The organism is Micromonospora sp. SL4-19 (genome assembly GCF_047921475.1).
Classification (GTDB): Bacteria; Actinomycetota; Actinomycetes; order Mycobacteriales; family Micromonosporaceae; genus Micromonospora.
The window spans coordinates 1-25,483 of the sequence record NZ_JBLROB010000041.1; the positions used below are offsets into that span (position 1 = coordinate 1).

Here is a 25,483-nt window from a genome sequence, read left to right on the forward strand (position 1 = left end):
CGGTGGTTTCTGCCGTGTCAAACCGGTGTTTCGCGGTTTGGCGGGCTTCCACCCTTTTGCCGGGCACCACTATTCGACCGACTCGCGCCGGGCGTTTCGTGGATTTCGGCAGGACGGCCGCTGCGGTCTCCCGCTCGTCGTCCGTATCCCTGCCGGCCGGTAACCATACCCGGTCGGTTCCGCCTCGCCAAATCCGCCTCGCGGCGAATTCGGGGCACCGCCCGTTTGTGGTCCCTGCGCTCCGGCCTTTCAGGTCTTTCGCCCTGTTTCGTCCGTTCCGCGCTGGCAGAGAGAAAGTTACGCGCCCAGCGGTTTGATCGTCAAATCCGCTGGGCGCGTCCCGCGTCACATTGTCGAGGTTCGGCTATTTGCGCAGCTCAACGCCGGCGAACGAACGCTTGCCCCGGCGCAGCACCAGGTAGCGCCCGTGCAGCAGGTCCTCCGGCGACACCGTTGCGTCCACCTCGCCGATGCGGGTGTTGTTGACATACGCGCCGCCCTCGGCGATCACCCGCCGGGCCTCCTTCATGCTCGGCACCAGTCCCGACTCCTTGAGCAGGCCGGCCACGTCCGGCAGCTCGTCGAGGTGGACCAGGCCGGCCTCGGTGAGCGCCGCCCGCAAGGTCTCCGGCGTGAGTTCATCGAGCGAGCCCCGCCCGAAGAGCGCCTGGCTGGCCGCCACCGCCTGGGCCATCTCCCGCTCACCGTGCACGAGCGCGGTCAGCTCCTCGGCGAGGGCCCGCTGGGCGAGCCGCGCCTGCGGGCGTTCCGCCGTCGCCTTCTCCAGCTCCTCCAGCTCCTCCCGTGAGCGGAAGCTGAAGTAGCGCAGGTAGCGGGTGACGTCGCGGTCGTCGGCGTTGACCCAGAACTGGTAGAAGGCGTACGGGCTGGTCATCTCCGGGTCGAGCCAGACCGCGCCGGTCTCGCTCTTGCCGAACTTGGTGCCGTCGGACTTGGTCACCAGCGGCGTGGTGAAGGCCTGCACCGGCCCGGCACCGCGCCGGCGGATGTAGTCGACCCCGGCGGTGATGTTGCCCCACTGGTCGGAGCCGCCGTACTGGAGCTGGCAGCCGTGCCGGCGGTGCAACTCGAAGAAGTCGTTGGCCTGGAGCAGCTGGTAGCTGAACTCGGTGTAGCTGATGCCGGTCTCCAGCCGGGCCTTGACCACCTCGCGGGCCAGCATCTTGTTCACCGGGAAGTGCTTGCCGACGTCCCGGAGGAACTCCACCACCGACATCTGGCCGGTCCAGTCCAGGTTGTTGACCAGTTGGGCAGCGTTCTCCCCGGTGTACGAGACGAACGGCGCGAGCTGGTCGCGGATCCGTTGGACCCAGCCGGCGATGACCTCGGGCGGGTTCAGCGTCCGCTCGGCGCTCTCCTTCGGGTCACCGATCTGGCCGGTGGCGCCGCCGACCAGCAGCAGCGGCCGATGCCCGGCGAGCTGGAGCCGGCGGGCCATCACGACCTGCATGAGGTTGCCGACATGCAGGCTGGGGGCGGTCGGGTCGAAGCCCACATAGAAGGTGGCGCTCGGGCCGTCGAGCAGCTCGCGCAGCTCGTCGAGGCCCGTCGAGTCCTGGATCAGGCCCCGCCACCGCAGGTCTTCGAACAGAGGGTCCCGCCCGTGCGGGAGGTTGCTGTCGGTCACAGTCACCGATTCTCCCCCATAACCGGGCCCGGCCCGTAGCGGGTTTGCCCACGGGCGGGGCGACTAGGCTGGCGGCGCCACCGGAGGCGAGGAGGGGCTGCCGTGGAGATGCCGGAGCTGACCGGGGGCTTCGTGGCCCTGCTGGGCCTGAAGTTCGAGGAGGTCAGCGGGGACCGGGTGGTGATCCGCTGGCAGGTCCGCCCGGAGCTGCACCAGCCGTACGGGATCCAGCACGGCGGGGTCTACTGCTCGGTGGTGGAGACGGCAGCCAGCATCGGCGGCGCGCTCTGGCTGGGCGACAAGGGCCAGGTCGTCGGGGTGTCCAACCAGACCGACTTCCTGCGCGCGGTGCGCGACGGCGAGCTGGCCGCGGTGGGCACCCCGGTGCACCGGGGCCGCAGCCAGCAGCTCTGGCAGGTGGAGATCACCGACGCCGACGGGCGGCTCGTCGCCCGGGGCCAGGTACGCCTGCAGAACCTGACCGCCGCCTAGCCCGCCGCACCGTCGTACGCGACGCGGGCGAGGTCGGGACGGGCGCGGACCAGCCCGTCGAGGGCGCCGCCCAGCCGGGGGGCGAGGGTGCCGGCGTAGGTGGCGGTCAGGTGGTTGTTGTCCCGGTAGACCAGCACGCCGCCGATGATCGGAGGGCAGCTGGTCGCCGGGCAGATCGCCTCGTTGAGGTTGAGCGGGACGACTCCGTGCAGGTCGGTGGCGGCCCGCTCGTGGCTGGCGCTCAACTCCGCCGCCGCCTGCTGCGAGAAGCCGCACTCGCTGAGCTCGTCCCGATGCAGGGAGACGCACTCCGGGATGTCGAAGTCCGGGCGCGGGGTGTCCCGCAACGCCACGACGAGGGTGCCCGGCCCCGTGATCGAGGACCACGCCTGCCGCAGGGCGTCGACCGTCGCCTGCTCGTTCTCCGCCCCGTGGAGCGGCTCGCCGTTCCGGATCACCTGGTACGCCGAACTGGCCGTGGCCAGGACCAGGTCGGGCCGGTCCGGGCCGGTCAGCGCGGTGCGGACGTTGTCATTCCACTCCACGCAGCTCGGGAAGGGCTGGTTCTTGACGAGCACCCCGGCCGTCATGAACGGGCACGAGGACTTGATGTACGTGACCAAGCGCCACCCGCGCGCTTCCGCCACCTTCTTCAGGGCGGGGAACCACTGCGCGGCGTGCGAGTCGCCGACCAGCGCCACCGAGAAGTCGCTCTGCTCGTCGCCGTAGACGCAGGTCCTGGCCGCGGAGTCGGTGCCGGAGACGATGCAGCCGTCCGCGTAGACCTCGGCGACGTCCTCGCGGGCCACGGCCGGATCCGGGACAATCTGGTCCACCTGTTCCACGACGGGCGCGTCGCCAGCCGATTGCTCGGACGGCAGCGCCGCGGCGCCGGGAATGGCGGCCTGACCCGGTCGCGGGGCGGCCGGGGCGAACCCGAACTGGAAGGCGATCGCGGCGACCACCGGCACCACGGTGCAGAGCAGACCGAGGCGCAGCGCGCGCACCGGCTCCGTGGCCAGCCGGGGGCTGCGCCGCACCGGATCTTCCACGAGGCGGTACGCCAGCGCGGCCGGCACGACGGACAGGGTGACCACCGCCAGTCCCTCCGCAACGCTGAGTTTGCCCAGGCGTGCCTCGGCGACCACGAGCAGCGGCCAGTGCCACAGGTACAGCGAGTAGGACAGCGCACCGACGGCCCGCATCGGCCGCAGCCCGAGCAGCAGTTCCGGACCGGCCCGGCCGGCGGTGAATCCGCCGGCGATGATCGCGGCCGTGCCGAGCGTGGGCAGCAGAGCCGCGTACCCGGGGAAGGCGGTCAGTGGGGTGATCACCAGGCCGGCGCCGACCACGGCCGCGAGCCCGGCCCAGCCGAGGGCCGCGGCGACCGCGCGGGGCAGCCGGGCCAGCGCGCCGGCGGCGATGGCCAGCGCGGCGCCGACGGCGAGCTCCCACAGTCGGGTGGTGGTGACGAAGTACGCGCGGGCCGGTTCGGTGCCGGTCAGGTGAACCGACCACAGCAGTGACGGCACGGCGATCAGGGCCAGCCCCACCATGGCCAGCGGGCGCAGCGGACGCCGGCCGGTGCGGGCCGCGAACCGGGCCGCCAGCACGCCCACGGCGATCAGCAGCAGCGGCCAGACGAGGTAGAACTGCTCTTCGACGGCCAGCGACCAGAAGTGCTGGAGCGCGCTGGGCGCGTCGTCGGCGTTGAGGTAGTCGACCGCCTGGGCGGACAGCCGCCAGTTCATCACGTACAGGCCACTGGCGACGACGTCCCAGGCCGTGTCCCGCCAGCGCAGCTGCGGCAGGAACAGCAGGGTCAACAGCAGGGTGGTGACGAGCACGACGACCACGGCCGGCAGCAGCCGCTTCGCCCGGCGGGCGTAGAAGCCGACCAGCGAGATTCGGCCGGTGCGCTCCAGTTCGGCGACGAGCAGTCCGGTGATCAGGAACCCGGAGATGACGAAGAAGACGTCCACGCCGACGAAGCCGCCGGGTAGGAAGGGGACACCGGCGTGGCCGAGCATCACCAGCAGCACCGCCAGGGCGCGGACTCCCTCGATGTCGCGGCGGAAGCCGCGGTGCGGGGCAGGGGGGCGGGGGTCAGTCAGGGCCATCAGGAGGCCATCCTTTTGCGGTCTCGCCTCGTCCCCCCCGCGTGGGATCCGGCGGTGTTGTCATGTGCGGCGGCGACTGTAACAGGGGCTGCCGGGGGTGCCACCTGGCACGGCGAACCGCCTACGCCGGATGTTCCGAATATGCGGATAAGGGGGGAAATCCGGACTATCGTCGCGGCGATGAGACCGTACCGCCGCCCGACGTGAGGAAGCTCCTCGCCGCCACCCTCGGCGTCCTCTCCGCCATCGGCGGCTTCGTCGACATCGGTGACCTGGTGGCGGCGAGCCAGGCCGGTGCCCGCTTCGGCATGGCGCACGCCTGGGTGCTGGTCGTCGGGGTACTGAGCATCTGCGCGTACGCGGAAATGGCCGGCCGGATCGCGGCGGTGAGCGGCCGGGCGGTGTTCGACCTGGTCCGGGAGCGGCTCGGACCGCGGGTGGCGCTGCTCAACCTGGTCGCCTCCTGGCTGGTCACGGTGATCACCCTGGCGGCGGAACTGGGCGGGGTGGCCCTGGCCCTGCAACTGGCGTCGGGGTTGAGCTACCTGCTCTGGGTGCCGGTGGCCGCGGTGGCGGTCTGGCTGGTGCTGTGGCGGATGCGCTTCGAGCTGATGGAGCGCGTCTTCGGGCTGGCCGGGCTCGCCCTGCTGGTCTTCGCGGTCGCGCTGTTCGCACTGCCCACCGACTGGGCCGAGCTGGGGTACGGCGCGATACACGTCAGCTCCGCCGGGCAGGGCTGGCCGGTGTACTGGTTCGTGGCGGTGGCGCTGTTCGCCTCGACGGTCAGCCCGTACGAGGTGTTCTTCTTCTCCTCGGGCGGGGTCGAGGAGAAGTGGAGCGCGGCCGACCTGGCCCACGCCCGCTCGAACGTGCTGATCGGCTTCCCGGTCGGTGGCTTCCTCGCGTTGTCGCTGATCGCCGTCGCGGCGGTGGCCTACCACCCCAGCGGCACGTCGCTGGACACCCTCGACCAGGTGGCACGGCCGGTGGCCACCGCGCTGGGCGGGGTCGGGCTGGCGGTCGCGGTGCTGGCGTTCTTCGCGGTGACCTTCGGCGCGGCGCTGGAGACCGGGCTGTCCGCCGCGTACGCCGCGGCGCAGTACTTCGGCTGGCAGTGGGGCAAGCGGATCACCCCGCGGGAGGCGGCCCGGTTCCACGGCGTGCTGCTGGTCGGCGTGCTGCTCGGAGTGCTGCTGCTGATGACCACCGTCGACCCGGTGCAGCTCACCGAGTACATGCTGGTGCTCAGCGCGGTGGTGCTGCCGCTGACGTACCTGCCGATCCTGGTGGTGGCGAACGACCGCAACTACCTCGGTGACCGGGTGAACGGCCGGTGGATCAACCTGCTCGGGGCGGTGTTCCTGCTGCTCATCCTCGCCGCATCGGTGGCGGCGATCCCGCTGGCGATCATCACGGGGATGGGACGATGAGGATCCAGCTCGCCAAGCAACTGCTCGACCGGCAGATCGTCGACCGGGACGGCCGGCTGGTCGGCCGGGTCGACGACATCGCCTTCGCCGTCGACGCCGATGGCTTCCCGTACGTTGACTGCCTGCTCACCGGGCCGGGGGCGCTCGGGGAGCGGATCGGCGGGCGGATCGGCCGGATCCTGGTGGCGGTCGCCGACCTGTTCACCGACAACCCGCCGCAGCCGCCGCTGCGGATCCCGCTCGACCAGATCGCCCAGGTGGACAGCGCGGTGCGGCTGCGCTGCCCGGCGGCCGACCTGCCGCCGTCGCCGGTGGAGACCTGGCTGCGCCGGCATCTCATCGACCGGATTCCGGGAGCGCACCGTGCGAGCGAGTGAGCTGCTCGGCAGGACCGCGTACGACCTGCACGGACGACGGCTGGGCCGGGTGGTGGACGTGGTGGTCCGGGGCGGCTGGCCGCCGGACCGGTTGCGGATCACCGACGTGATCGTCGCCGGCCACTGGTGGACCCGGGTGAGCAGCCGGCTGATCGGGCCGGAGCGGCACCCGTCCGGGCCGTGGCTGCTGCGGGCGGTCGCCCGGGTGCTCGGTCGCAGCACCCACCAGCTTCCCGCCGACCAGGTGCAGGTGCTACCGCCGGTGGCCGGCTTCCCCTTCGGCCCGCCCGGCGACTGAATCGACCGGCGCGGCACCGCCGACCGGAATGTCCAGGTCTCAGCGGTCCGCCGGACCGGCGGTCGCCTGCTGGCCGGTCGCGGCGTCCGGTCCGGCGGCGGCGGGCAGGTCGAGGACGTACGCGTCGCCCTCCCGGCGGAACCCGAGCCGGTGGTAGTACGGGGCGACCATGCCGGGCGGGCTGACCACCCGACGGAAGCCGCGGTCGGTGAACAGGCGGCTGCGCCGGTAGACGAACTCGCCCGGGGTGAAGTCGCGGAACCGCTGAGTGACGTAGTCGAGGTCGATCTGGGCCACCCCGTCGGCCTCCGCGTGCGACACCACCACGCCGACCACCTCGTCGGCCCGCACCACCAGGAACGCCGACCGGTCGGCGGCCGGGTCCCAGCGGAAGGCCGGGTTGAACCGGGCGATGTCGGCCTCGTGCACCCGCAGCGTGTGGGCCAGGAACGCGTCGTCGGTGCCCACCTCGACCACCTGGTACGTCTGCTCGTCGTGCCGGGTGGCCAGCATCGCCCGCAGGTACCAGACGTTGATCCCGGCGAGCACCACGTTCAGCCCGACCATCGGCCACACGTGCACGGCGGCGTTGTAGCCGATCAGGATGAGGCAGCCGACCAGGTTGAGGGCGCGCAGCCGCAGGATGCGCGTCTGCAGCAGCGACCAGACCAGCAGCACGGAGCCGGCCCAGCCGACGAATTCCAGCCAGTTCATCCGGGGGAGGGTAGTGCTTCTCCTGCTCGGGCCGGTGGGCGGGATGCCCTGGTGGCGACACCCGGCTCCGCGGGGCCGTCAAGCCGGGGTCGACTCGGTCAGCCGTCCCTCGTCCTCGCGGTACTCGGCCCCGGTACGTGGGCAGATCCACCGGCCATGATCCTTTGCGACGAGCGGCTCCCCCGCCCGCCCCACCCAGCCGACCCGGCGGGCGGGCACTCCGACCATGAGCGCGAAGTCGGGGACGTCCCTGGTGACCACCGCCCCCGCCGCGATCAGCGCCCACCGGCCGATCGAGACCGGTGCCACGCAGACGGCGCCCGCCCCGATCGCCGCACCCTCGCCCACCACCACGCCGACCGCGGTCCAGTCGTCGCCGCTCTTGAGCCGCCCCTGCGGGGTGACCGAACGCGGGTACTCGTCGTTGGTGAGCACCGCGGCCGGCCCGACGAAGACGCCATCGGCCAGTTCCGCCGGCTCGTACACGAGGGCGTAGTTCTGCAGCTTGACGTTGTCGCCCAGGCGGACGCCCGGCCCGACGTACGCGCCGCGGCCGATGATGCAGTCCCGGCCGACCGACGCACCCTCGCGGACCTGCGCCAGGTGCCAGACACGCGTGCCGGGACGGATGGTGGCGCGCTCGTCCACATCGGCCGTCGCGGCGATCTGCACTCCGTCGCGCGGCGTTCCGTGGGCGTCCGTCATCTCTCGTTCCTTTCCGCTGTACGGCGATCTTTTGTGGGGTGGAAACGGTAGACGTTCGGCAACAAGGCCAATGTCAGGAAGCCGACCCAGTGACCACAGAAGGGGCCATTAGAGGAGGGCGGGCAAACCAAACGGACCGGTTGACCCCGGCGGCACCGCCGGATTTCGGTCTCGGCGCTGGCGCACCCGGCGACGACCTCGGTAGCTTCCCGACTGGACGTCGCGACTCGTTTCCCCCCTCGGCGAATGGTCCTGTCCTGACTAGCGAAACGGAATTCCGTGAACTCATCGCACGCTGCCGACGAACCGATCGGCGTAGCCGTCATCGGCGCCGGTTACTGGGGGCCGAATCTTGTTCGGAACTTCCAAAACTCCGCCGAATTCCGGTTGCACTGGCTCTGCGACCTCGATGTAGGCCGGGCCCAACGGGTGCTCGGTGACTACTCCACCGTCCAGGCGACCGACGACCTCGCCGCTGTGCTGGCCGACGACACTGTGCACGCGGTGGCCGTCGCCACCCCGGCCGGCACCCACCTCGAGGTGGCGATGGCGGCGCTGCGGGCCGGCAAGCACGTGCTCGTGGAGAAGCCGCTGGCAGCCAGCGTCGAGCAGGGGCGCGCCCTGGTCGCGGAGGCGGAGCGGCGGGGACTGTCGCTGATGTGCGACCACACCTACTGCTACACGCCGGCCGTGCTGCGCATCCGCGAACTGCTGCAAGCCGGGGAACTGGGCGAGGTGCAGTACCTCGACTCCGTACGGATCAACCTCGGTCTGGTCCAGCGCGACATCGACGTGATGTGGGACCTGGCGCCGCACGACCTGTCGATTCTCGACTTCATCCTCCCGCCCGGAGTGGTGCCGGTCTCGGTGGCCGCGCACGGCGCGGACCGGATCGGCGCGGGCCGAGCCTGTGTCGCCTACCTGACGCTGCACCTCAGCACCGGCGCGATCGCGCACATCCACGTCAACTGGCTCTCCCCGGTGAAGATCCGGACCGCCATCATCGGCGGGTCGAAGCGGACGTTGGTCTGGGACGACCTCAACCCCAGCCAGCGGCTGTCGATCTTCGACCGCGGCGTCGACGTGGCCTCGGTGGACGAGCTCGGCGACGAGCAGCGCCGGGACATGCTGGTGTCGTACCGCTCGGGGGACATGTTGGCGCCGGCGCTGACCGAGCGGGAGGCGCTGCGCACGATGGTCGAGGAGTTCGCACGGTCCATCCGCAGCAGGACGCCCGCCCTGACCGACGGTCGGGCCGGCCTGCGGGTGATGACCATTCTGGAGGCTGCGTCTCGTAGCCTCCACGATGGCGGAAAACTGGTCGATCTCAGCGAATGGACCGAAGCGTGAGCGGGCGAATCATCGAACTTGGTGCGGCAATTCCTCAGAGCGGCACGGAGCGAGGCGAGGTAACGGCATGAGCGCGGTGGAGATCGCCGGGGCACGCGCCCTGGTCACCGGTGGAGCGGGCACCATCGGTTCCCATGTCGTCGACCAGCTGGTCTCCGGCGGCGCGGCCGAGGTGGTCGTCCTCGACAACTTCGTCCGTGGCCGGCGGGAGAACCTCGTCCGAGCTCTGCCGCACGGCAGTGTCAAGCTCGTCGAGGGCGACATTCGCGACGTCGCGCTGGTGCACGAGCTCGCCCGGGGCAAGGATCTGGTCTTCCACCTCGCCGCCATTCGCATCACCCAGTGTGCGGAGGAACCCCGGCTCGCCAACGAGGTTCTGGTCGACGGCACCTTCAACGTGCTGGAGGCGGCGGCCGCCGCCCAGGTCCGCAAGGTCATCCTGTCCTCGTCGGCCTCCGTCTACGGGCTCGCCGACGAGTTCCCGACCACCGAGCGGCACCACCCCTATCACAACGACACGTTCTACGGCGCCGCGAAGGCGTTCAACGAGGGCATGCTGCGCAGCTTCCACAGCATGTACGGGCTGGACTACGTCGCCCTACGCTACTTCAACGTCTACGGCCCCCGGATGGACATCCACGGCCTCTACACCGAGGTCCTGATCCGCTGGATGGAGCGGATCGAGTCGGGAGTCCCCCCGCTGATCCTCGGCGACGGCCTGCAGACGATGGACTTCGTACACGTCGCCGACATCGCCCGGGCCAACATCCTCGCCGCGCAGGCAGACGTCACCGACGAGGTGTTCAACATCGCCAGCGGCACCGAGACCAGCCTCCGGGAGTTGGCCCAGGCGCTCAGTGACGTGATGAAGTCCGACCTTGCTCCCGAGCACGGCCCCGCCCGCGCGGTCAACGGGGTCACCCGCCGGCTGGCCGACACCACCGCCGCCGCCGAGAAGCTGGGCTTCCGCGCCGAGATCGGCCTGCACGAGGGGCTTCAGGGGCTGGTCGACTGGTGGCGGGCCGAGAAATGAGGGCTCCCCGGATCCCGGTCATGATTCCTCGGCTCGGCGAGGAGGAGGCACAGGCCGCCGCCGAGGCGGTCCGCTCGGGCTGGGTGGCCCAGGGGCCACGGGTGGCCCGGTTCGAGCAGGAGTTCGCCGCCCTGGTGGGTGCCGGCCACGGCGTGGCCGTCAGCTCGTGCACCACCGCGCTTCATCTGGCCCTGGTCGTGCTGCGGATCGGCCCGGGCGACGAGGTGATCGTGCCGTCGTTCTCGTTCATCGCCACCGCGAACGCGGTGCGCTACGTCGGAGCCACCCCGATCTTCGCCGATGTGGACATCAGCACGGGCAACCTCACGGTGGCGACGATCGACGCCGTACGCACCCCCCGGACCCGGGCGGTGATCGCGGTCCACCAGGGCGGCGTGCCGTTCGACGTCGCCGCGCTGCGGGCCGCCGCCGACCGCTGGGGGGTGCCCCTGATCGAGGACGCGGCATGCGCCGCCGGGTCGACGGCGTACGGTCGGCCGGTCGGCTTCGGCTCGACGATCTCGGCCTGGTCGTTCCACCCGCGCAAGCTGCTGACGACGGGCGAGGGCGGGATGGTGACCGTGGACGATCCGGACCGGGCCGTCCGGCTGCGCCGGTTACGCGAGCACGGCATGAACGTCTCCGCGGCCGACCGCCACGCCAGCGCGCAGCCGGTGCTGGAGGCCTACCTGGAGACCGCGTTCAACTACCGGATGACCGACATCCAGGCGGCGATCGGGCTGGTGCAGCTCGGCCGGCTCGCGGAGCTGGTGAGCCACCGACGCGCGCTCGCGTCGCGCTACCACGAGCTGCTCGCGGGCATCGAGGGTCTGACCCCGGTCCGCGACCCGGACTACGGCGAGACCAACTACCAGTCGTTCTGGGTCCTGATCAACCCGGAGTACGGAACAGGCCGCGACGAGGTCCTCGCCGAGCTGGCCGCCGCCGGGGTGTCGGCCCGGCGCGGCATCATGGCCGCCCACCTGGAGCCGGCCTACGCGGACGTGACGCCCGGGCCGCTGCCGGTGACCGAGCGGCTGACCCGCGACTCGCTCATTCTGCCGCTGCACCACGCGCTGACCGAGGACGACCAAGACCACATCGTCGCCGTGCTGCGCAAGCTGGCCGGCCGCCAGCTGGTCCCGGCTCCGGGGGATGACCTGCGGTAGTGCGGAAAGCCCAGGGCGGGCGCGGCGTGGACACGCCACCGCCCGCCCAGGGCGGTTTCAGGTGGGAGGCCGCTCATCGCGCCTCCCGTCCCGTGGGCGGCAGGTAGCGCACGAGCGACTGGCGGGTCACCGCCTACGCGGGTCTGGGGACCAACTGCTGAGTGGGGGTGCCGTCGATCGTGCCCACCACGTTGTTCGTCCAGTCGGCAAAGGTGACGGAGCATCCGGACCCGCACTGGCTCGTGTATCCCCAGTGCGTCGGCCCGAAGACGTTGTTGCGCAGTCGCAGCCCCTCGCCGTCCTGGGCGTACAGCCCGAAGGCTCCGAGCGAGATGAAGCTGTCGTGGACCTGATAGTTGCGCAGCGTGGATCCCCCAGAACTCTGAGTGAACAGCACGGCGGTGATCGCCTGCCAGTAGTTCGGGACCGCGGCGCCGGTGTAGGCGTCGACCCCCGGTTCGAGGCGGCTGTGGCTGATTTCCAGCGGGCCGATGCCGCCGTAGGGGAAGACGCCGCCGGTGTGGGCCTGGGAGGGATCAGCCAGGTGGGCGATGTAGTTGTCGTGGAGCCAGCTGTACTCGATGGTGGTGTTGGCCCCGCACAGGCACATGCCGCCCGTGTTCGCCACATCGACGCGACTCAGCCGGATCGTGCAGGTGTCGCAGTCGTTGATCGCATGATCGGTCAATGGGGCGCTCTTCATACCCAGACCGACGGGCTCCGGTCGGATGGTCGTGTTGCTGATGTTGAGCCGGAGGCTGCCCGAGGCGTTCGCGTTGACCAGGATGGCCCGATTGAGCGAACCGGGTGGCGGCGCGATGATCGAGTTCGTGATGTTGACCGTGCCATGGCAGCTCGTGCCGATGTAGATGAACGCGTGGAAGTACTTCCGGTCGAGATTCACCGTGCCGTTGCAGTCGTACAGGTCCCACTCTTTGCTCGCGTTGTTGTGCGGGAACACCTCCTGATAGCCGGCCGGCACGGGCAGCCTGGCGTCGGACTGGCGATACTTGCCGACACCGGGCGCACCTACCGAGAAGCGCTGGGGGTACCTGCCGCCACCGGTGGGGTCGCTGCCGGTCGGGGCCGGTGCGGACGTGGTGGCGCTGGGGGTCGGCGTCGCGGGCGGCGTGGCACTGGGCGGCGTGGCACTGGGCGGTGTTGTGGGTCGGGGGGATGCCGTCGTGGTGGTGGGCCGAGGGGTCGGGCTGGCGGTGACGGGAGTGCCCGGCTTGAAGACCACGTCGACCCAGTAGTTGGTGGCCTTGTAGCCCTGGTTCGGAAACCCGCTGGCGCCGTATCGGTAGACGCCGTTCGCGCCGCGCGCTCCGTCGGCCGGCGCGCGCAGCGGGCCACGGCTGCGACCAGCCGTGAAGTATCGGTCATCGGCCGAGTACTGCCCCACGTTGGTGTGATACGACACCACGTACAGCGCATTGGCCTTCACGGCCACCGGAGCCGCGAAACCCGCGTACTGCCATCCGGACCGGGTCTCGTTCGAGAACCGTACCTCTGCCAGCCGAGTGCCGTTGCTCGCCCAGAGGGTGCCCGTGTGCACGCCGGTGTTCGTCCGTGACTTGTAGAAGCGGACGCCGAGGACGGTGCCGTCCTGCACGGCGGTGAACTTCACTCCCAGTTCCACGGCCTGTGTGTCCGGGTCGGTCACCGTCCGCGGTACGTCCGAGCCGCTCCACAGCGAATACGTTCCGGAGGGTGCCGCCGCGGGCTGAGCGCCGTCCGTGTTGGTGGCTATCCGACCCGCCAGCGCCGTTCCGGAGATCGCCATCGCGCCGGCAACGGCCAACACAACGACAGCTCGTGAATTCCTGACCATGTGGTTCCCTTCTCCACATTCGGTGTCACTCGGACCGGTGCGGGGGAACGCCGGTACGGAAGCTCGTGTCGCGTACCTCGGACGGCTCGGTAGTCACGCACCGTCAGCCGGCGGCGCGGGTGAGACTCATCGCGCCGCCAGTCCTGGCGACCGGCGGACGCGCGCTGTGGACAGCGCCGTGCGCGGAGGTGGGGCCCGGGCGCCGCCGGACCCGCCGACTCGCCCGGAACTGCTGCGATCCTGCCGGGGGCACGACACATAAACGACCCAGATGCCCCTCAAGTCACCCGCTATCGCGGGTGGCCCGCCGGTGAACTGGGTAAACGGCCGAAGCCGTGCGAAGCGGCAGGTGGTCAGCCGGCGGGCCGCTGCGGTGCCGTGGCGACCAGCAGGTTGGTCAGGAAGGCCACCGTGGCAGGGGCCGGCTCCCGCCGCCCGGCCAGCACCTCGTCCAGCCAGGCCTCCCGGACGATGCCGTTGTTCCGCAGCGGTGCGAGGACGTCCGGCTCGTTGCGCCAGTGCTCGGCGACGAGCGCCGCAACCTCGGCCGCGCCCAGTTGCGCCCGGCCGGAACGGCGCAGCCGCTGCCGCACCTTGCGGGAGAGCTTTCGCGCGGTGACCCTGGCCGCCGCCGCACGGTCGCGGAGGCCGCGCTGCCCCAGCCGGGCGGGAACGAGCCCGGAATCCAGCGGCACCGCGGCCAGTGCGGGGTCGAGCCGGTGGATGAGGTGCCCGGTCAGCAGCCCGCTACCCTTCTGCTCCGGCGACACGGCGTGTGCCAGCTGGATGAAGCGCCGGTCGAACATGGGGTTGATGAAGAAGCGATTGACGGCCGCGACCGATCCGTGGGCCCCGGCCCACCGCTGCATCCGCTGGTAGAGATAGAAGTGGTCGGTGGCCCTGAGCCACGGCTGCGGGGCGCCGTCGAAGGACGCCGTGATCCTTGCGACCGCGTCGGTACGGCCGGAGTCCACGAAGCCCGGTTCGAGTGCGCGGGCGTCGACCGCCTCGTTCGCGTAGAGGCGCCAGTTCGCCAGTTGGGCGATCAGGTGGGGCGAGGTGGTCGCGTGGCGGGGCTGGCCGAAGTAGTAGAACCCGCGGCAGGCTTCCCCACCCAGGCCGGAGAGGCGGTGCCCCTGCTCGAGATGACCCTCGGCGAGGAGCAACGGCGCCAGGGCCAGCGGACTCGCCATGCAGTCCAGCGCCGCCGCCGCCACCACCGCCAGGTGATGGGCCACGGCTGGCGTGACCGGAGGCTGCTCATCCAGCCAGTGGACCTGCAGGTCCAGCCCACACATCGCGCTCAACTTCTGCGCGACTGCGGCGTCTGAGCCGCCCCGAACGTCGAGGGTGAGCGCACGGAGCCCGCGGCGGGTCTCCGGTGACAGCGCCGCGAGCAGCACCCGGGTGTCCTGACCACCGGTCAGCTGAAGCACCGTCGTGGGATGGTCGGCGACGTACGCCCGCAGGATGTCCCGCAGCATCCCGGCCATCTCGTCGACAGCCTCGGACAGCGACGGTGCCGGGCCGTCCAGGGCGAGCGACTGCTCCACATAGCGGTGCGTCTCCACCCGGCCCGCGTCCAGCACGGCCAGGCATCCGGCCGGCACCTTCTCGACCTGCGCGAACACCGTGCCGAGCCCCACCTGCCAACCCACCAGGCTCTGCAGGCCGAGCGCCGCGTGGTCCAGCCCCGCCCCGGCCAGTGCACTCAGCGCGAGCGCGCTCGTGGAGACCGCGGCCACCCCGTCGCCCTGCCACCAGAAGACCTGCTGGAAGCCGAGCCAGTCCGAGGCCACCACGACCGGCTCGCCGGGCCCGGAGCGGTGCGCCGCAGCGAACGGCGGCACCAGCTCGGCGAGCGCGGTGCCATCCACCTTGGTCCCCTTGCGCAGCAGCTCGGCCAGCCTGACGGTCGGGACATCGGTGGCGCGGGTGCGAGTCGCCCTGCCCAGACGCAGCGTGAAAGCCGCACCGACGGCGTCGACCCGATCGCCGGGGTCCTCGCCGTGGAACGCGATCCAGCCGTCATCGGTGTGCAGCGTCCGCGCGTCGTCGGCCAGGCAGCTGAGGGCCGCGGCAAGGGGCGCCGGGTCGGTCACGGCCGGCCGGTCCTCGGCGTACGAGACGGCAAGGAACGACTTCATCTCGGCAGCACCGTGGGCGGCGTGGCCGGCTCACCTTGCGCAGACATGGCGGCCAGCGTAATGACCGCCAACCGGCCAGGGAAAGGGGCCCCAATACGGCAAAGGCCATATGGGATGACAGAACCCCGGCCGCTCGATGTCGACTTCCCGACCAAGGAGAGTAGCTACCTTCCTTTCCGACCGTGGTTGACTTTCGCGGTGGCCGCAATCCGAGCGAGGCAGACCCTTGCCGATGCCTTCTCGTCGGCGGACAACAGCTTCGGCTTTCTCCGCCTGATGTTCGCCTTTGCCGTACTCGTGTCCCACTCTCTGCCGATCGGCTTCGGTACGGACGACCCGGGCGGCGGGCTCACGAACGGTCAGACCGGGCTGGGTGAGATCGGAATCCTGGGATTCTTCGTCATCTCCGGCTTTCTGATCACCCGCAGCGGAGCCCGGGTACCGGTGCTTCGATACCTCTGGCACCGCGGCCTACGGATCCTGCCGGGCCTGTGGGTGTGCCTCGCGGTCACGGCCTTCGTCTTCGCGCCGATCGTGTCCCTCTGGGAGCGCGGCACGCTCCACGGCCTCTTCGACCGCTCCGACGGGCCGTTCCAGTACGTCGCCCACAACGCCTTCATCATGATCTGGCAGTACGGAATCTCCGGCCTGCTGCTGGACACCCCGTACGGGCAGCGCACCGGCGCGTCGGTCTTCGACGGCTCGCTCTGGAGCCTCATCTACGAGGTGTTCTGCTACCTCCTGGTCGCCGGGTTGGCGGTCGTCGGAGTGCTGCGCCGGGCCCCCTGGCTGGTGGCGACCCTCGCGCTCGCCGGGGTCGGGGTCCTGGTGCACGACCTGCTCCGGGCACCGCAGATCCCGGGGCCCCAGGGCGTGCGCGGCCCGGTCTTCGGCATCGACGGGCTGGACCGCTACTCCCTCATCTACCTGACCTACGTCTTCCTCCTGGGCGCCGTGTGCCAGCTCTACCGGGACCGGATCGTCCTCCACGACGGTCTCGCCGTCGTCGCCGCCGCCGTGGTGGTCGCGACCACGCAGTTCGGGGCCTTCGCGGTGCTGGGTTATCCGGCCTTCGCCTACCTCGTCCTGTGGCTGGCGGTACGTCTGCCGCGCTGGACCCGCCGAATCGGGCGCCGGCACGATTATTCCTACGGCTTCTACATCTACGCATTCCCGGTCCAGCAAATCCTGGCCCTGGTCGGCGCGCCCCGGCTCGGCCTGATGCCGTACATCGCGATGTGCACCGTCGCCACCGTCGCGCTCGCGGTTCCGTCGTGGCATCTGGTGGAACGGCCGGCGATGGCGCTGAAGGGCTGGTCCCCACGCCGTCCTGTCCCGGAGAGGGACGTCCCGCGACAAGCGCCGAAGTCGGGCACGGAGAAGCTGCCCACCGCCGTCGGGGCACGCGAGGCGACTACCGGACGACCGCCGGCGACCAGGCATCGCGAATGAACAGTTCGGCGACGCCACCGCCGTCCGCCGGCAAGGCCCAGAGGTCGCTCGTGGACGGGCCCTCACCGGCGCGCGGCAGGCCGTAGATCACCCGCGTGTCGTCGAGCCACTCGATCTGGTCGTCGACGCTGCGCTGCTCGGCCAGGATGGTCGCCCGGCCGGTGGCGATGTCGTACACCGCGATCCGCCAGTGGCCCGGCGGCTGCCCGGCCCGCGTCTTGAATGCGATCCGCTTGCCGTCCGGCGAGAGGGATGGGCATTCGGCGTCGTCGCGCAGCGCGACGAGGCGCTGCCCGGCGAGGCTGCCGCGGACAAGCCAGGTCTTGCCCCCCGACGCCGCCGTCGCATAGAAGGTGTCCGCGTCGGCAAACGTCACACCCCAGAAATTGCGGTCCGCGGCGGTCGCCCGCTTGCCACCGATGGTGAGCTGAAAGTGCTCGATGTTGGTGGAACGCCCGTCGGCAACCCGGGTCACCAAGGTCTCGGTGGAGAACTGCCCGGGCGTCGAGTAGCTGTGTCCTGCCACGAAGGTCGTCGTCGCCACGAGCGATCCGTCGCGCGACAGCCGGGTACGGCTCGGCACGCCGGAGAGCGGCAGCTCGCGGGTGGCCCTCCAGTCCGGACCGAGGATCTCGGCCCGGTACGTCGTAACCAGGCCGGGCTTGGCGCGCAGGCACACCGCCTCGCTCCGCCGCGCGTAGACCCGGTCGCAGGAGACCGGGGTGAACGTCCGGGGGCCGGCGGGCTCGCTGAGCGCGAGGACGGCCACCCGGCCGTAGTCGCTGCCGGCCGCGGTGCTGCGGAAGACGACGTGGGGCACCTCGGCCACCACGGCGAGGTTCGTACCCGCGGGCGCCGGCGACGGCGTGGCGACGCCCTGCGTCTGCTCGCGACGAACGGAGTAGACGTACCAGACCGTTCCGAGCAGGGTGACCAGGACGATGCCGGCCAAGGTCCACACCCGCGCGCGGCCGCTCATCGCTGATTCTCCGCCGCCGTGCCGGACGCCATTGCGGCCTCGGCCGAATCGGCGGCGCTCGCCAAGGGGCTCGCCACGGACCCGGAATCCTCCTGCCCGGACAGCAGCCAAGCGGCCATCACCACTCCCATCATCAGCAGAACGGCCAACAGACAGAGGGCCTGCTGGCGGCCGAGGACCTGCCACAGGCTGCCGAAGGTGAGCGCGCCGGCGAACCGCGCGAGCACGACGACCGTCTGGGCGGCAGCGATGCCGCTCCCCCGCGCATCGCTGGTCACTCTGCGGCTGACCAGCGCGGCGAGCACCCCGTCGGTCGCGGCGTAGAACGTACCTAGCAGGGCCAGGGCCACGACCGTCAGCCCCAGCCCGCCCAACGGCGCGGCGGCGACCAGATAGGCGGCGACGAGCGCAAGGTGACCACCGACGAGAACGCGCGCGCGTCCGAGGCGATCGGCCAGGCGGCCCAGCGGGATCGCCAGGGTGAGATAGGCGACGTTGGTGCCGACGAACAGCAGCGGGACGAAGCTCGCGGCGAACTGGTCGCGATCCTGCAACGACAGATAGACGAACCCGTCGCCGATCGTGAACAGCCCCAGCACGCCGGCGGCGATCAGCGGACGCCGGAGCCGGGGACCGGTCAGTTCCCGGAGCACCCGCCGTCCCGGCGGGGCTCCCGGCGGCCGGCTGCGCCGGTCCGGCACGAGGAGGACCATGACGGCGACGCCCAGCACGGCGAATGCGAACGACGCGACGAACACCGCCGAATAGCCTCCCGGCACGAACCACAGCAGCGAGAACGCGACCAGCGGGCCGGCGGCCGCTCCGATGGTGTCCAAGGTCCGGTGCACGCCGAAAGAGCGGCCCAGCGTGCGCGGATCGGACGCCTCCGCGATGAGTGCATCCCGTGGCGCCGTACGCAAGCCCTTGCCCAGCCGGTCCGCGGTCACCACGGCGGTGACCACGCCGAGCCCGTGCGCGGGCAGCATGGCCAGCCGGCTCGCAGCCGAGACGGCATACCCGGCGGTGGCAACCCACTTCGGGCGGTTGGAGCGGTCCCCGAGATACCCGCCGAAGATTCGCACCAGAGCGCTGGCGCCCTGGTAGAGCCCGTCGACAACGCCGTACGCCAGCACACCGAGCCCCAGCTCAGCGGTGAGATACACCGGCAGCACCGCGGCGACCATCTCCGACGAGACGTCGGTGAGCAGGCTGACCACGCCGAGCAGCACCACCGTGGCGCCGACCCGGGGCAGCATGCCGCCCGCCGCGCCCGCCGGATCCGCGCCCGGGTTGTCCCGGACCGACACGTACATGGCTGGGCGTCGAGCTACGCCACCGACCGCAGCGCCGCCGCCAGCGCGTGCGCGACGGCTGCCTGCTGGTCGGCCGTGATCTGCGGGAACAGCGGCAGCGACAGGATCTCCGCCGCGGCCCGCTCGGCGTGCGGGAAGCTGCCCGGGCGGTACGGGAGGTCCGCGAACGCCGGGGTCAGATGGATCGGGTAGGGGTAGTGGACGCCGGCGCCGACACCGGCCTCGTTCAGCCGCCGCAGGACCTCGTCGCGGCGCCCGGCTCCCCCGGGGATCCGCACCACGTAGAGGTGCCACACGTGCTCGTTTCCGGCGAGGACCACCGGACGCGCCACGTCGAGGGGCGCGAGCAGTTCGTCATAGCGTGCGGCGGCGGCACGGCGGGCCTCGTTCCACGCGGCCAGGCGGATCAGCTTCGCCCTCAGCACCACTGCCTGCAGCGCGTCGAGCCGGCTGTTGACCCCGACCATCTCGTGGATGTACTTGACCAGACCACCGTGGCTGCCCAGCGTGCGTACCACCGTGGCGAGCCCCGCGTCGTCAGTCAGCACCGCCCCGGCATCGCCATACGCTCCCAGGTTCTTGCCGGGATAGAAGCTGGTGGCCGCGATGCCGCCGGCGCCGGCGCCGGCGCCGGCGCCGGCGCGGGTGGCGCCCTGGCACTGCGCGGCGTCCTCCACGATCGCGACGTGCTGGCCGGCGAGTCCGACACGGAGCCGCTCCACCGGAGCGAGCTGCCCGTAGAGGTGGACGGGAACCACCGCTCGGGTCGCCGGGCCGACGGCGGCCAGGGCGGCGTCGGCGTCGATCAGGTAGGTGGCCGGGTCGATGTCGACCAGGACCACGCGCGCGCCGATGCGGGCCACCGCCTCGGCGGTCGCGACGAAGGTGTTGGCCGGGAGCACCACCTCGTCGCCGGATCGCACCCCGGCCGCCCGCAGCGCCAGCTCGACCGCGTCCGTGCCGTTGGCGACGCCGACGCAGTGCCGGACGCCGGAGAACGCGGCGAACTCCCGCTCGAACGCCGCGACCTCGTCGCCGCCGACGAACGCGGTGTTCTCGATGACGCGCTTGAAGCCGATGCTGACCTCCTCGGCCACTTCGGCATGGGCGGCCCGCAGGTCGACGAGTGGAATCATCTGGCGCTACTCCATCTGCCGCGAGTGCGGCGAGCAGGGTCGATCACCGACCTGGGCGGAACCAACGGTGGCCGGACGGCGCACAGCCCCCGGTCGGCGAACGATCGGTGCCGGTGGCGGTGCGGCACCGCCGAAACCTGGCAGGCAACGTACCCAAGGTGGGTATTCGACGGGCGGATGTGACGGGTATCCGGCAGAACCATTCTCGTCATGCCCTCACGTCGTACCTACTCGGTTAGTGTGCCAAGCGACGGCGACGCGGCGAAGCCGCCGCACGGTCACGGGCCCCTGTCCATTCAGTCGGATTCCCCCGATCCATGTCGGAACGTGATGGATAAAGGTTTCTCCTGCCGGCAGGATGATGCCCGGTAACGTGGCCGCGGCGGGCCCGGGTCATTGCGGACCACGAGGTGCGTGCAGTGCTGGAAAAGGAAGGCAGACTGTGTCGACGGCAACCACATGGCGCGGCGTGAATGTCGCCGCACCTGATCTCTGGCCGGTGGCCGGTGCTGATGGAAGCGCCTCCCCGTACGCCCCGCGTCCCAGTGACGAACGGCTCACCGGATTGCCCGGCGAATCGGATGACCTTCGCCTCTACCGGCGCATGCGCTTTATCCGCCGTTTCGAGGAGACGCTGCTCGCACTGTTTGAAGAGGGCGTCCTGAATGGCACGACACACGCGTGTATCGGCCAGGAGGCCGACGCGGTCGCGGTAATGGAGCACCTGGTCGAGGAGGACCACGTCTTCAGCAACCACCGCTGCCACGGTCACTACCTCGCCCGCACCGGCGACGCCCTGGGGCTGCTCGCCGAGATCATGGGCAAGGAAGCCGGTGTCTGCCGCGGCATCGGCGGCAGCCAGCACATCTGCGCCCCCGGGTTCAAGTCCAATGGTGTCCAGGGCGGCATCGTGCCGGCCGCCGCCGGGATCGCCCTCGCCGCCCAACTGGACGGCACCCGCCGGGTGAGCGTCGTGTTCATCGGCGACGGCACCCTGGGCGAGGGGTTGCTCTACGAGACGTTGAACATCGCTGCGCTCTGGCGGCTGCCGCTCCTCGTGGTGTGCGAGGACAACCGGTGGGCGCAGAGCACACCGATCGGGGTCAACCTGGCGGGCAGCATGCCGGGCAGGTTCGAGGCCTTCGGCATCCCGGTACGCGAGGTCGACAGCACCGACGTGATGGAACTGCGCGAGGCCGCCGGTGCGGAGGTCCACGCGGTACGCGGCGGCAGCGGTCCCCGTGTTCTGCTGATTCACACCTACCGGCTGTGCCACCACTCGAAGAGCGACGACGAGCGCCCCGCCGAGGAGATCGCCGCACGATGGGCGGTCGAGCCGTTGCTGGTCCACGGCCGACGGCTCGACGACGACGAGCGGCGGGCCATCGACGGCGAGGTGGAGGCCGCGCTGGCGCAGGTGGTGGCGACGGCGAGGGCGCTGCCGTGATCTTCTCGAAGGAACTGAACGAGACGCTGCACACCTGCCTCACCACCGACCCCCGGGTGCTCGTGCTCGGCGAGGACATCGCCGACCCCTACGGCGGGGCGTTCAAGGTCACCCGGGGGCTCTCCACCGCCTTCCCGGACCGGGTCCGCACGATGCCGATCAGCGAGGGCGCGATCGCCGGGATCTCCGCGGGGCTGGCGCTGGCCGGCTACCGGCCCATCGCCGAGATCATGTTCGGTGACTTTCTCACCCTCGTCTTCGATCAGGTCGTCAACCACATCGCCAAGTACCAGGCGATGTACGCCGGCCAGGCGAGCTGCCCGGTGGTCGTGCGCGCCCCCTCCGGCGGTCACCGCGGATACGGTCCGACGCACAGCCAGAGCCTGGAGAAGCACTTCCTCGGCATACCCCATCTGCGGGTGGTCGCCGCGTCCCTGGTGCACGACCCGCGGACGGTCTTCGACGAGTTCCTCTCCCAGGACAGCCCGGTCCTCTACGTCGAGCACAAACTGCTCTACCCACAGCACCTGACCGTGCCCGAGAACGGGCGGGTGGGAGACCTGCTGGCCGCACACGACGCCAGCCCCGGCATGCTGCCGACGGTGTGTCTCTCCGCGGTGCCGCGCGAGGAGTGCACGGTGACCGTCCTGGCCTACGGATACCAGGCCATGCTCGCCGCGAAGGTGATCGACCGCCTCGCTGTCGAGGAGGAGATCTTCGCGGAGCTGCTGATCCCGGCTCAGCTCGCTCCGATGGACTGGGCACCGGTCGAGCGCTCGGTCGGCGTGACGGGGCGGCTGGTCACCGTGGAGGAGGGCAGCGGCGGTTGGTCGTGGGGCACCGAGGCGGCCGCGACCATCTCCCGCCGGCTGTTCCGCGAGCTGCGTTCCCCCGTCGACGTGGTGGCCAGCGAGCCCACCGTCATCCCGTCGTCCAAGGCCAAGGAGAGTCGGATCCTGGTCGGCGAGGGCCAGATCGAGGCGGCTCTGCGCGCCGCGGCCGCCTGAGCCCGACGATCCAATAGGAGGAACGACTAGTGGTTGTTTCCTTTCTAGAGCCGTCTACAGTCGGCTGCGGTGGGCAGCATGTATCGGATCGGAAGTTTGCCGTGCGGGTGGGCCACTCGGTGAGCACGGTGCGTCGGTTGGTGGAGGACCTACAGGCGGTTAGGCGCGCGCTCTCTTCTCGGCTAGATGGTCGGCAGGGCTATGAGAAGGAAGTCCCAGGGACGGCCCTGACCGTGGGGGATGGCCGGTGAAGGTCACCCGGATTGCGTACTCGGCCCAGCTGAACCCGGGCAAGTACGCCGCGTTGGCCGAGCAGGCTCGCCGGCTGGGTCGGGTTCGTAGTGAGGTGTGGCAGCGTTACGGCTCGGTTGGCGGTGTCGGGTCCGGGCTGCGGGACCGGCAGGTGCGGGACCGGTGGTTGGCGGATGACACCCACACACGGTTCGGTGTGTTGGCAAACGCGTGGAAGGAAACCGTCCGCGACGCCATAGCTAACATCTCCGCGAACCGGGAGGCGGCCAAGGTCGAGGTGCGCCGGGCGATCGGCCGGCGCACCGACGATCCAATCGCGCTGAGGCGGATGTTCGACGCGTTGAAGGCCGACCAGTGGACGCAGGATCCGTTCCTGGCCCGGCAGATGCGCCAGCACTGGAAACGTGGCCGCAATCGCACGCACGATCAGATCGTGGTACGCGCCGACCAGCACAACACCGTCACCGACGGGTGCGGCAGATTGTGGCTGGCCGTTCCCGGCCTGCAACGCCGCAGGATGGTCCGGATTCCGCTGTCCACGACGGTCGCGCCGACGGGGACGCTGCGGTTGATCTTGCGGGGCGGCCGGGTGGAGGTGCACTACCAGATCGACGCGGCGCAGATGCGGTCGTCGCAGCGGCCGTGCGGCGAGGCGACGGTCGGGGTGGACAAGGGCTACACCGAAGCCCTGACCGACTCCGACGGCCAGTCCCACGGTGAACGGCTCGGCGAGCTGCTGACCGCCGAGTCGGACCGGTTGAAGGAACGCAACCGGCGGCGGGCGAAGCTGCGGTCGATCGCCAACAACGCCGCCCTGAGTGGTGACCGTGCGAAGGCGCACCGGATCAAGGTCAACAATCTCGGGAAGGTGAAGCGGGATCGGCAGGCGGCCCGGCATCGGGCGCGGGTGCGGACGGAGATTTTTACCGCCGTGCACGAGGTCGTGGACAAGGCAGCCACCGTGATCGCCGAGGACCTCACCAAACGCTTCACCGGCCGCAAGCCGCTCGGTAAGAACGTCAACCGGCGTCTCGCCGCGTGGACCAAAGGAGTCACCGCCGAGGCCCTCAAAAACGTGTCGGAGCGCAGAGGTTCTGCGCTCGTTCCCGTCAACGCCGCCTACACCTCACAAACCTGTCACCGCTGCGGACGGTTCGGCCGCCGTAGCGGGGACCGGTTTCACTGCACCTGGTGCGGGGTGGTGTGGCAGGCCGACGTGAACGCCGCGATCAACATCCTGCACCGAGCCGGCGACCCCGACATCGCCCTGCACACCCCGTATCACAAGGTGAAGCAGATCCTGCAGGACCGGACCGATCGCCACCGGACCAGACTGCCGGTCCAGGACTCCAGCCCGGCCAACAAGGCCAAGCGGAGAGCGAACCATCCGAACCGCTCAGCGTGAGCAACTAGTAGGAAGCAGAGAGTGTGAAGCCGGTAATCGTACCGACCAGCGACGTCAACAGCGATCACGGGATGCTCGTGGCCTGGTTCGTCGACGACGGGGCGAAGGTGGAAGCGGACACCCTGCTCGCCGAGATCGAGACCAGCAAGGCGGTGCTCGAGGTGGTCGCTCCCGAGGCCGGCATCGTCCTGCACCTGGCCGAGCAGCTGCAGGAGGTCCCCCTCTCCGAGCCGATCGCCATGCTCTTCGAGACGTCAGCCGACCTTGCCGAGTACGTGCGGGAACGCGAGGCGCGGGCGGCGGCCGTGGCTGCGGCGCCGGCACCCGTCCGAGCGAGCGTCAAGGCCGTGCGGCGGGCCGAGGAACTCGGCGTGGACCTGGCGGCCCTCCAGCCGGGACGGCTGATCACCGTCAAGGACGTTGAGGCGGCCGCCTGTGCGGGCGGCGTCGACTACGGCTCCCTCCCGGCGCCGCTGACGGCCGAGCCCGGCGTCCAGCGCATCCTGCTCGTCGGCGGGGCGTTGGGTGCCACCCAGGTGCTCGACATCCTGGCCGGCTCCACGCAGCAGCGGGCCGTGGCCATCGTCGACGACGACCCGCAGCGGTGGGGTGCGGACGTGCACGGCGTACCGATCGTCGGCGCAACGGACCGGCTGGCCGCGCTCTTCGCCGAGGGTGCGTACGACGCCGCCATCATCGCGATCGGCACCTCCGTGGAGACCCGGCAGCGTTTCCGGGAGACGTGCGCCGCGGCCGGCATCCCCTTGGCGAACGCTATCGATCCCACCGCGAAGATCGCCACCGACGTGGTCCTCGGGCAGGGAAACATCATCTGCGCCTTCGTGCATCTCGGCACCGGAGTCCGGATGGGAGATAACAACTTCCTGTCCGCCTACACCTCGTTCGACCACCACAGCCGGATCGGCTCCGACAACGCCACCGGCCCGTCGTGCGTCTCGTCGGGCAAGGTGACGATGGGCGACCGGGTGCGGCTCGGCACCGGCATCTTCCTCGAGCCGAACGTCGTCCTGGGTGACGGCGTGGTGGTCGCCTCCGGCGCGGTCATCGTCCGATCGGTTCCGGCCGAGCACGCCGTCAAGACGAAGGTCGTCACGACGACGGTGGTACCGCTGCGGCGGCCCGGACGGTAGCACCGCCCGGGCCGCGGGGTGGTC

Annotated in this window: 21 protein-coding genes; 12 read left to right on the plus strand and 9 right to left on the minus strand. The window is 70.7% G+C overall.

Annotated features, from left to right (window positions below; all coding sequences use genetic code 11):
• Window positions 1–364: 364 nt before the first annotated feature.
• Entirely contained in the window at window positions 365–1,648 is a 1,284-nt protein-coding gene (gene tyrS, locus ACNAVT_RS29125) for a tyrosine--tRNA ligase (protein ID WP_416300935.1), read from the minus strand.
• Window positions 1,649–1,756: 108 nt separating this feature from the next.
• On the opposite strand from tyrS, the gene ACNAVT_RS29130 reads away from it, so the two are divergent.
• A complete protein-coding gene (locus ACNAVT_RS29130) occupies window positions 1,757–2,140 on the plus strand; it encodes a PaaI family thioesterase (protein ID WP_416300936.1) in 384 nt (127 codons plus the stop codon).
• Here ACNAVT_RS29130 and ACNAVT_RS29135 read toward each other — a convergent pair.
• The gene (locus tag ACNAVT_RS29135) at window positions 2,137–4,260 is read right to left on the minus strand and encodes an acyltransferase family protein (RefSeq protein WP_416300877.1); all 2,124 of its coding nucleotides are present in this window, start codon (window positions 4,258–4,260) and stop codon (window positions 2,137–2,139) included. The two genes, ACNAVT_RS29130 and ACNAVT_RS29135, sit on opposite strands and share 4 nt — an antisense overlap.
• Window positions 4,261–4,463: 203 nt before the next feature.
• On the opposite strand from ACNAVT_RS29135, the gene ACNAVT_RS29140 reads away from it, so the two are divergent.
• The 3 genes from ACNAVT_RS29140 to ACNAVT_RS29150 are packed head-to-tail and all read left to right on the plus strand — an operon-like array spanning window position 4,464 to window position 6,365.
• The gene (locus ACNAVT_RS29140) at window positions 4,464–5,690 is read left to right on the plus strand and encodes an NRAMP family divalent metal transporter (RefSeq protein ID WP_416300879.1); all 1,227 of its coding nucleotides are present in this window, start codon (window positions 4,464–4,466) and stop codon (window positions 5,688–5,690) included.
• Window positions 5,687–6,067: a hypothetical protein gene (locus tag ACNAVT_RS29145; RefSeq protein ID WP_416300880.1), complete on the plus strand. Its 381-nt coding sequence runs from the start codon at window positions 5,687–5,689 to the stop codon at window positions 6,065–6,067. Before ACNAVT_RS29140 ends, ACNAVT_RS29145 begins: the two co-directional genes overlap by 4 nt.
• The gene (locus ACNAVT_RS29150; protein ID WP_416300881.1) at window positions 6,054–6,365 is read left to right on the plus strand and encodes a PRC-barrel domain containing protein; all 312 of its coding nucleotides are present in this window, start codon (window positions 6,054–6,056) and stop codon (window positions 6,363–6,365) included. The genes ACNAVT_RS29145 and ACNAVT_RS29150 overlap by 14 nt, the downstream gene beginning before the upstream one ends.
• A 39-nt stretch (window positions 6,366–6,404) precedes the next feature.
• Here ACNAVT_RS29150 and ACNAVT_RS29155 read toward each other — a convergent pair whose 3' ends face one another.
• Together ACNAVT_RS29155 and ACNAVT_RS29160 are read right to left on the minus strand one after the other, a co-directional pair.
• Window positions 6,405–7,079, minus strand: coding sequence for a hypothetical protein (locus ACNAVT_RS29155; RefSeq protein WP_416300882.1), 675 nt, complete (start codon window positions 7,077–7,079; stop codon window positions 6,405–6,407).
• A gap of 78 nt (window positions 7,080–7,157) precedes the next feature.
• Window positions 7,158–7,784, minus strand: a complete 627-nt coding sequence (locus ACNAVT_RS29160) for an acyltransferase (protein ID WP_416300883.1) — start codon at window positions 7,782–7,784, stop codon at window positions 7,158–7,160.
• Window positions 7,785–8,063: 279 nt separating this feature from the next.
• On the opposite strand from ACNAVT_RS29160, the gene ACNAVT_RS29165 reads away from it, so the two are divergent.
• From ACNAVT_RS29165 to ACNAVT_RS29175, 3 genes are all read left to right on the plus strand, one after another.
• Window positions 8,064–9,134, plus strand: a complete 1,071-nt coding sequence (locus ACNAVT_RS29165) for a Gfo/Idh/MocA family protein (RefSeq protein WP_416300885.1) — start codon at window positions 8,064–8,066, stop codon at window positions 9,132–9,134.
• Window positions 9,135–9,201: 67 nt separating this feature from the next.
• Complete coding sequence (locus ACNAVT_RS29170) at window positions 9,202–10,167, plus strand: NAD-dependent epimerase/dehydratase family protein (protein WP_416300887.1); 966 nt, start codon at window positions 9,202–9,204, stop codon at window positions 10,165–10,167.
• A 20-nt stretch (window positions 10,168–10,187) separates the two neighbouring features.
• Window positions 10,188–11,336 carry a DegT/DnrJ/EryC1/StrS family aminotransferase gene (locus ACNAVT_RS29175; RefSeq protein ID WP_416300889.1) on the plus strand — a complete coding sequence of 383 codons (1,149 nt, stop codon included), beginning with the start codon at window positions 10,188–10,190 and terminating at the stop codon, window positions 11,334–11,336.
• Between the two features lie 133 nt (window positions 11,337–11,469).
• Here the strand turns inward: ACNAVT_RS29175 and ACNAVT_RS29180 are convergent, their stop codons facing one another.
• Together ACNAVT_RS29180 and ACNAVT_RS29185 are read right to left on the minus strand one after the other, a co-directional pair.
• Entirely contained in the window at window positions 11,470–13,170 is a 1,701-nt protein-coding gene (locus tag ACNAVT_RS29180) for a DUF4082 domain-containing protein (RefSeq protein WP_416300891.1), read from the minus strand.
• Window positions 13,171–13,523: 353 nt separating this feature from the next.
• Window positions 13,524–15,317, minus strand: a complete 1,794-nt coding sequence (locus ACNAVT_RS29185) for a hypothetical protein (protein WP_416300892.1) — start codon at window positions 15,315–15,317, stop codon at window positions 13,524–13,526.
• 198 nt (window positions 15,318–15,515) lie between these two features.
• Between ACNAVT_RS29185 and ACNAVT_RS29190 the strand changes: the two genes are divergently transcribed.
• Window positions 15,516–16,769 (plus strand): acyltransferase family protein, encoded by a 1,254-nt coding sequence (locus tag ACNAVT_RS29190; RefSeq protein WP_416300894.1) that lies wholly within the window; start codon window positions 15,516–15,518, stop codon window positions 16,767–16,769.
• Here the strand turns inward: ACNAVT_RS29190 and ACNAVT_RS29195 are convergent.
• The 3 genes from ACNAVT_RS29195 to ACNAVT_RS29205 form a co-directional block, all read right to left on the minus strand.
• The gene (locus tag ACNAVT_RS29195; RefSeq protein WP_416300896.1) at window positions 16,732–17,748 is read right to left on the minus strand and encodes a TolB family protein; all 1,017 of its coding nucleotides are present in this window, start codon (window positions 17,746–17,748) and stop codon (window positions 16,732–16,734) included. The genes ACNAVT_RS29190 and ACNAVT_RS29195 overlap by 38 nt on opposite strands.
• Window positions 17,745–18,980, minus strand: coding sequence for an MFS transporter (locus ACNAVT_RS29200; protein WP_416300898.1), 1,236 nt, complete (start codon window positions 18,978–18,980; stop codon window positions 17,745–17,747). Before ACNAVT_RS29200 ends, ACNAVT_RS29195 begins: the two co-directional genes overlap by 4 nt.
• A 95-nt stretch (window positions 18,981–19,075) precedes the next feature.
• A complete protein-coding gene (locus ACNAVT_RS29205) occupies window positions 19,076–20,197 on the minus strand; it encodes a DegT/DnrJ/EryC1/StrS family aminotransferase (protein WP_416300900.1) in 1,122 nt (373 codons plus the stop codon).
• Between the two features lie 604 nt (window positions 20,198–20,801).
• Here ACNAVT_RS29205 and ACNAVT_RS29210 point away from each other — a divergent pair.
• The 4 genes from ACNAVT_RS29210 to ACNAVT_RS29225 all read left to right on the plus strand — a co-directional run bounded on the left by ACNAVT_RS29210 (window position 20,802) and on the right by ACNAVT_RS29225 (window position 25,459).
• Complete coding sequence (locus tag ACNAVT_RS29210) at window positions 20,802–21,644, plus strand: thiamine pyrophosphate-dependent dehydrogenase E1 component subunit alpha (protein WP_416300901.1); 843 nt, start codon at window positions 20,802–20,804, stop codon at window positions 21,642–21,644.
• A complete protein-coding gene (locus tag ACNAVT_RS29215; RefSeq protein WP_416300903.1) occupies window positions 21,641–22,651 on the plus strand; it encodes an alpha-ketoacid dehydrogenase subunit beta in 1,011 nt (336 codons plus the stop codon). Before ACNAVT_RS29210 ends, ACNAVT_RS29215 begins: the two co-directional genes overlap by 4 nt.
• A gap of 247 nt (window positions 22,652–22,898) precedes the next feature.
• Window positions 22,899–24,308, plus strand: a complete 1,410-nt coding sequence (locus ACNAVT_RS29220; RefSeq protein WP_416300905.1) for an RNA-guided endonuclease TnpB family protein — start codon at window positions 22,899–22,901, stop codon at window positions 24,306–24,308.
• Between the two features lie 23 nt (window positions 24,309–24,331).
• Window positions 24,332–25,459, plus strand: a complete 1,128-nt coding sequence (locus ACNAVT_RS29225) for a biotin/lipoyl-containing protein (protein ID WP_416300906.1) — start codon at window positions 24,332–24,334, stop codon at window positions 25,457–25,459.
• Window positions 25,460–25,483: the final 24 nt, after the last annotated feature.

Excerpts from the sequence above, each read along its gene's own strand:
- ACNAVT_RS29130 (WP_416300936.1), top strand. The coding sequence starts at position 1,757 with ATGCCGGAGCTGACCGGGGGCTTCGTGGCCCTGCTGGGCCTGAAGTTC.
- ACNAVT_RS29135 (WP_416300877.1), bottom strand. The coding sequence starts at position 4,260 with ATGGCCCTGACTGACCCCCGCCCCCCTGCCCCGCACCGCGGCTTCCGC.
- ACNAVT_RS29145 (WP_416300880.1), top strand. The coding sequence starts at position 5,687 with ATGAGGATCCAGCTCGCCAAGCAACTGCTCGACCGGCAGATCGTCGAC.
- ACNAVT_RS29155 (WP_416300882.1), bottom strand. The coding sequence starts at position 7,079 with ATGAACTGGCTGGAATTCGTCGGCTGGGCCGGCTCCGTGCTGCTGGTC.
- ACNAVT_RS29160 (WP_416300883.1), bottom strand. The coding sequence starts at position 7,784 with ATGACGGACGCCCACGGAACGCCGCGCGACGGAGTGCAGATCGCCGCG.
- ACNAVT_RS29170 (WP_416300887.1), top strand. The coding sequence starts at position 9,202 with ATGAGCGCGGTGGAGATCGCCGGGGCACGCGCCCTGGTCACCGGTGGA.
- ACNAVT_RS29175 (WP_416300889.1), top strand. The coding sequence starts at position 10,188 with ATGATTCCTCGGCTCGGCGAGGAGGAGGCACAGGCCGCCGCCGAGGCG.
- ACNAVT_RS29180 (WP_416300891.1), bottom strand. The coding sequence starts at position 13,170 with ATGGTCAGGAATTCACGAGCTGTCGTTGTGTTGGCCGTTGCCGGCGCG.
- ACNAVT_RS29185 (WP_416300892.1), bottom strand. The coding sequence starts at position 15,317 with ATGAAGTCGTTCCTTGCCGTCTCGTACGCCGAGGACCGGCCGGCCGTG.
- ACNAVT_RS29195 (WP_416300896.1), bottom strand. The coding sequence starts at position 17,748 with ATGAGCGGCCGCGCGCGGGTGTGGACCTTGGCCGGCATCGTCCTGGTC.
- ACNAVT_RS29205 (WP_416300900.1), bottom strand. The coding sequence starts at position 20,197 with ATGATTCCACTCGTCGACCTGCGGGCCGCCCATGCCGAAGTGGCCGAG.
- ACNAVT_RS29210 (WP_416300901.1), top strand. The coding sequence starts at position 20,802 with ATGCGCTTTATCCGCCGTTTCGAGGAGACGCTGCTCGCACTGTTTGAA.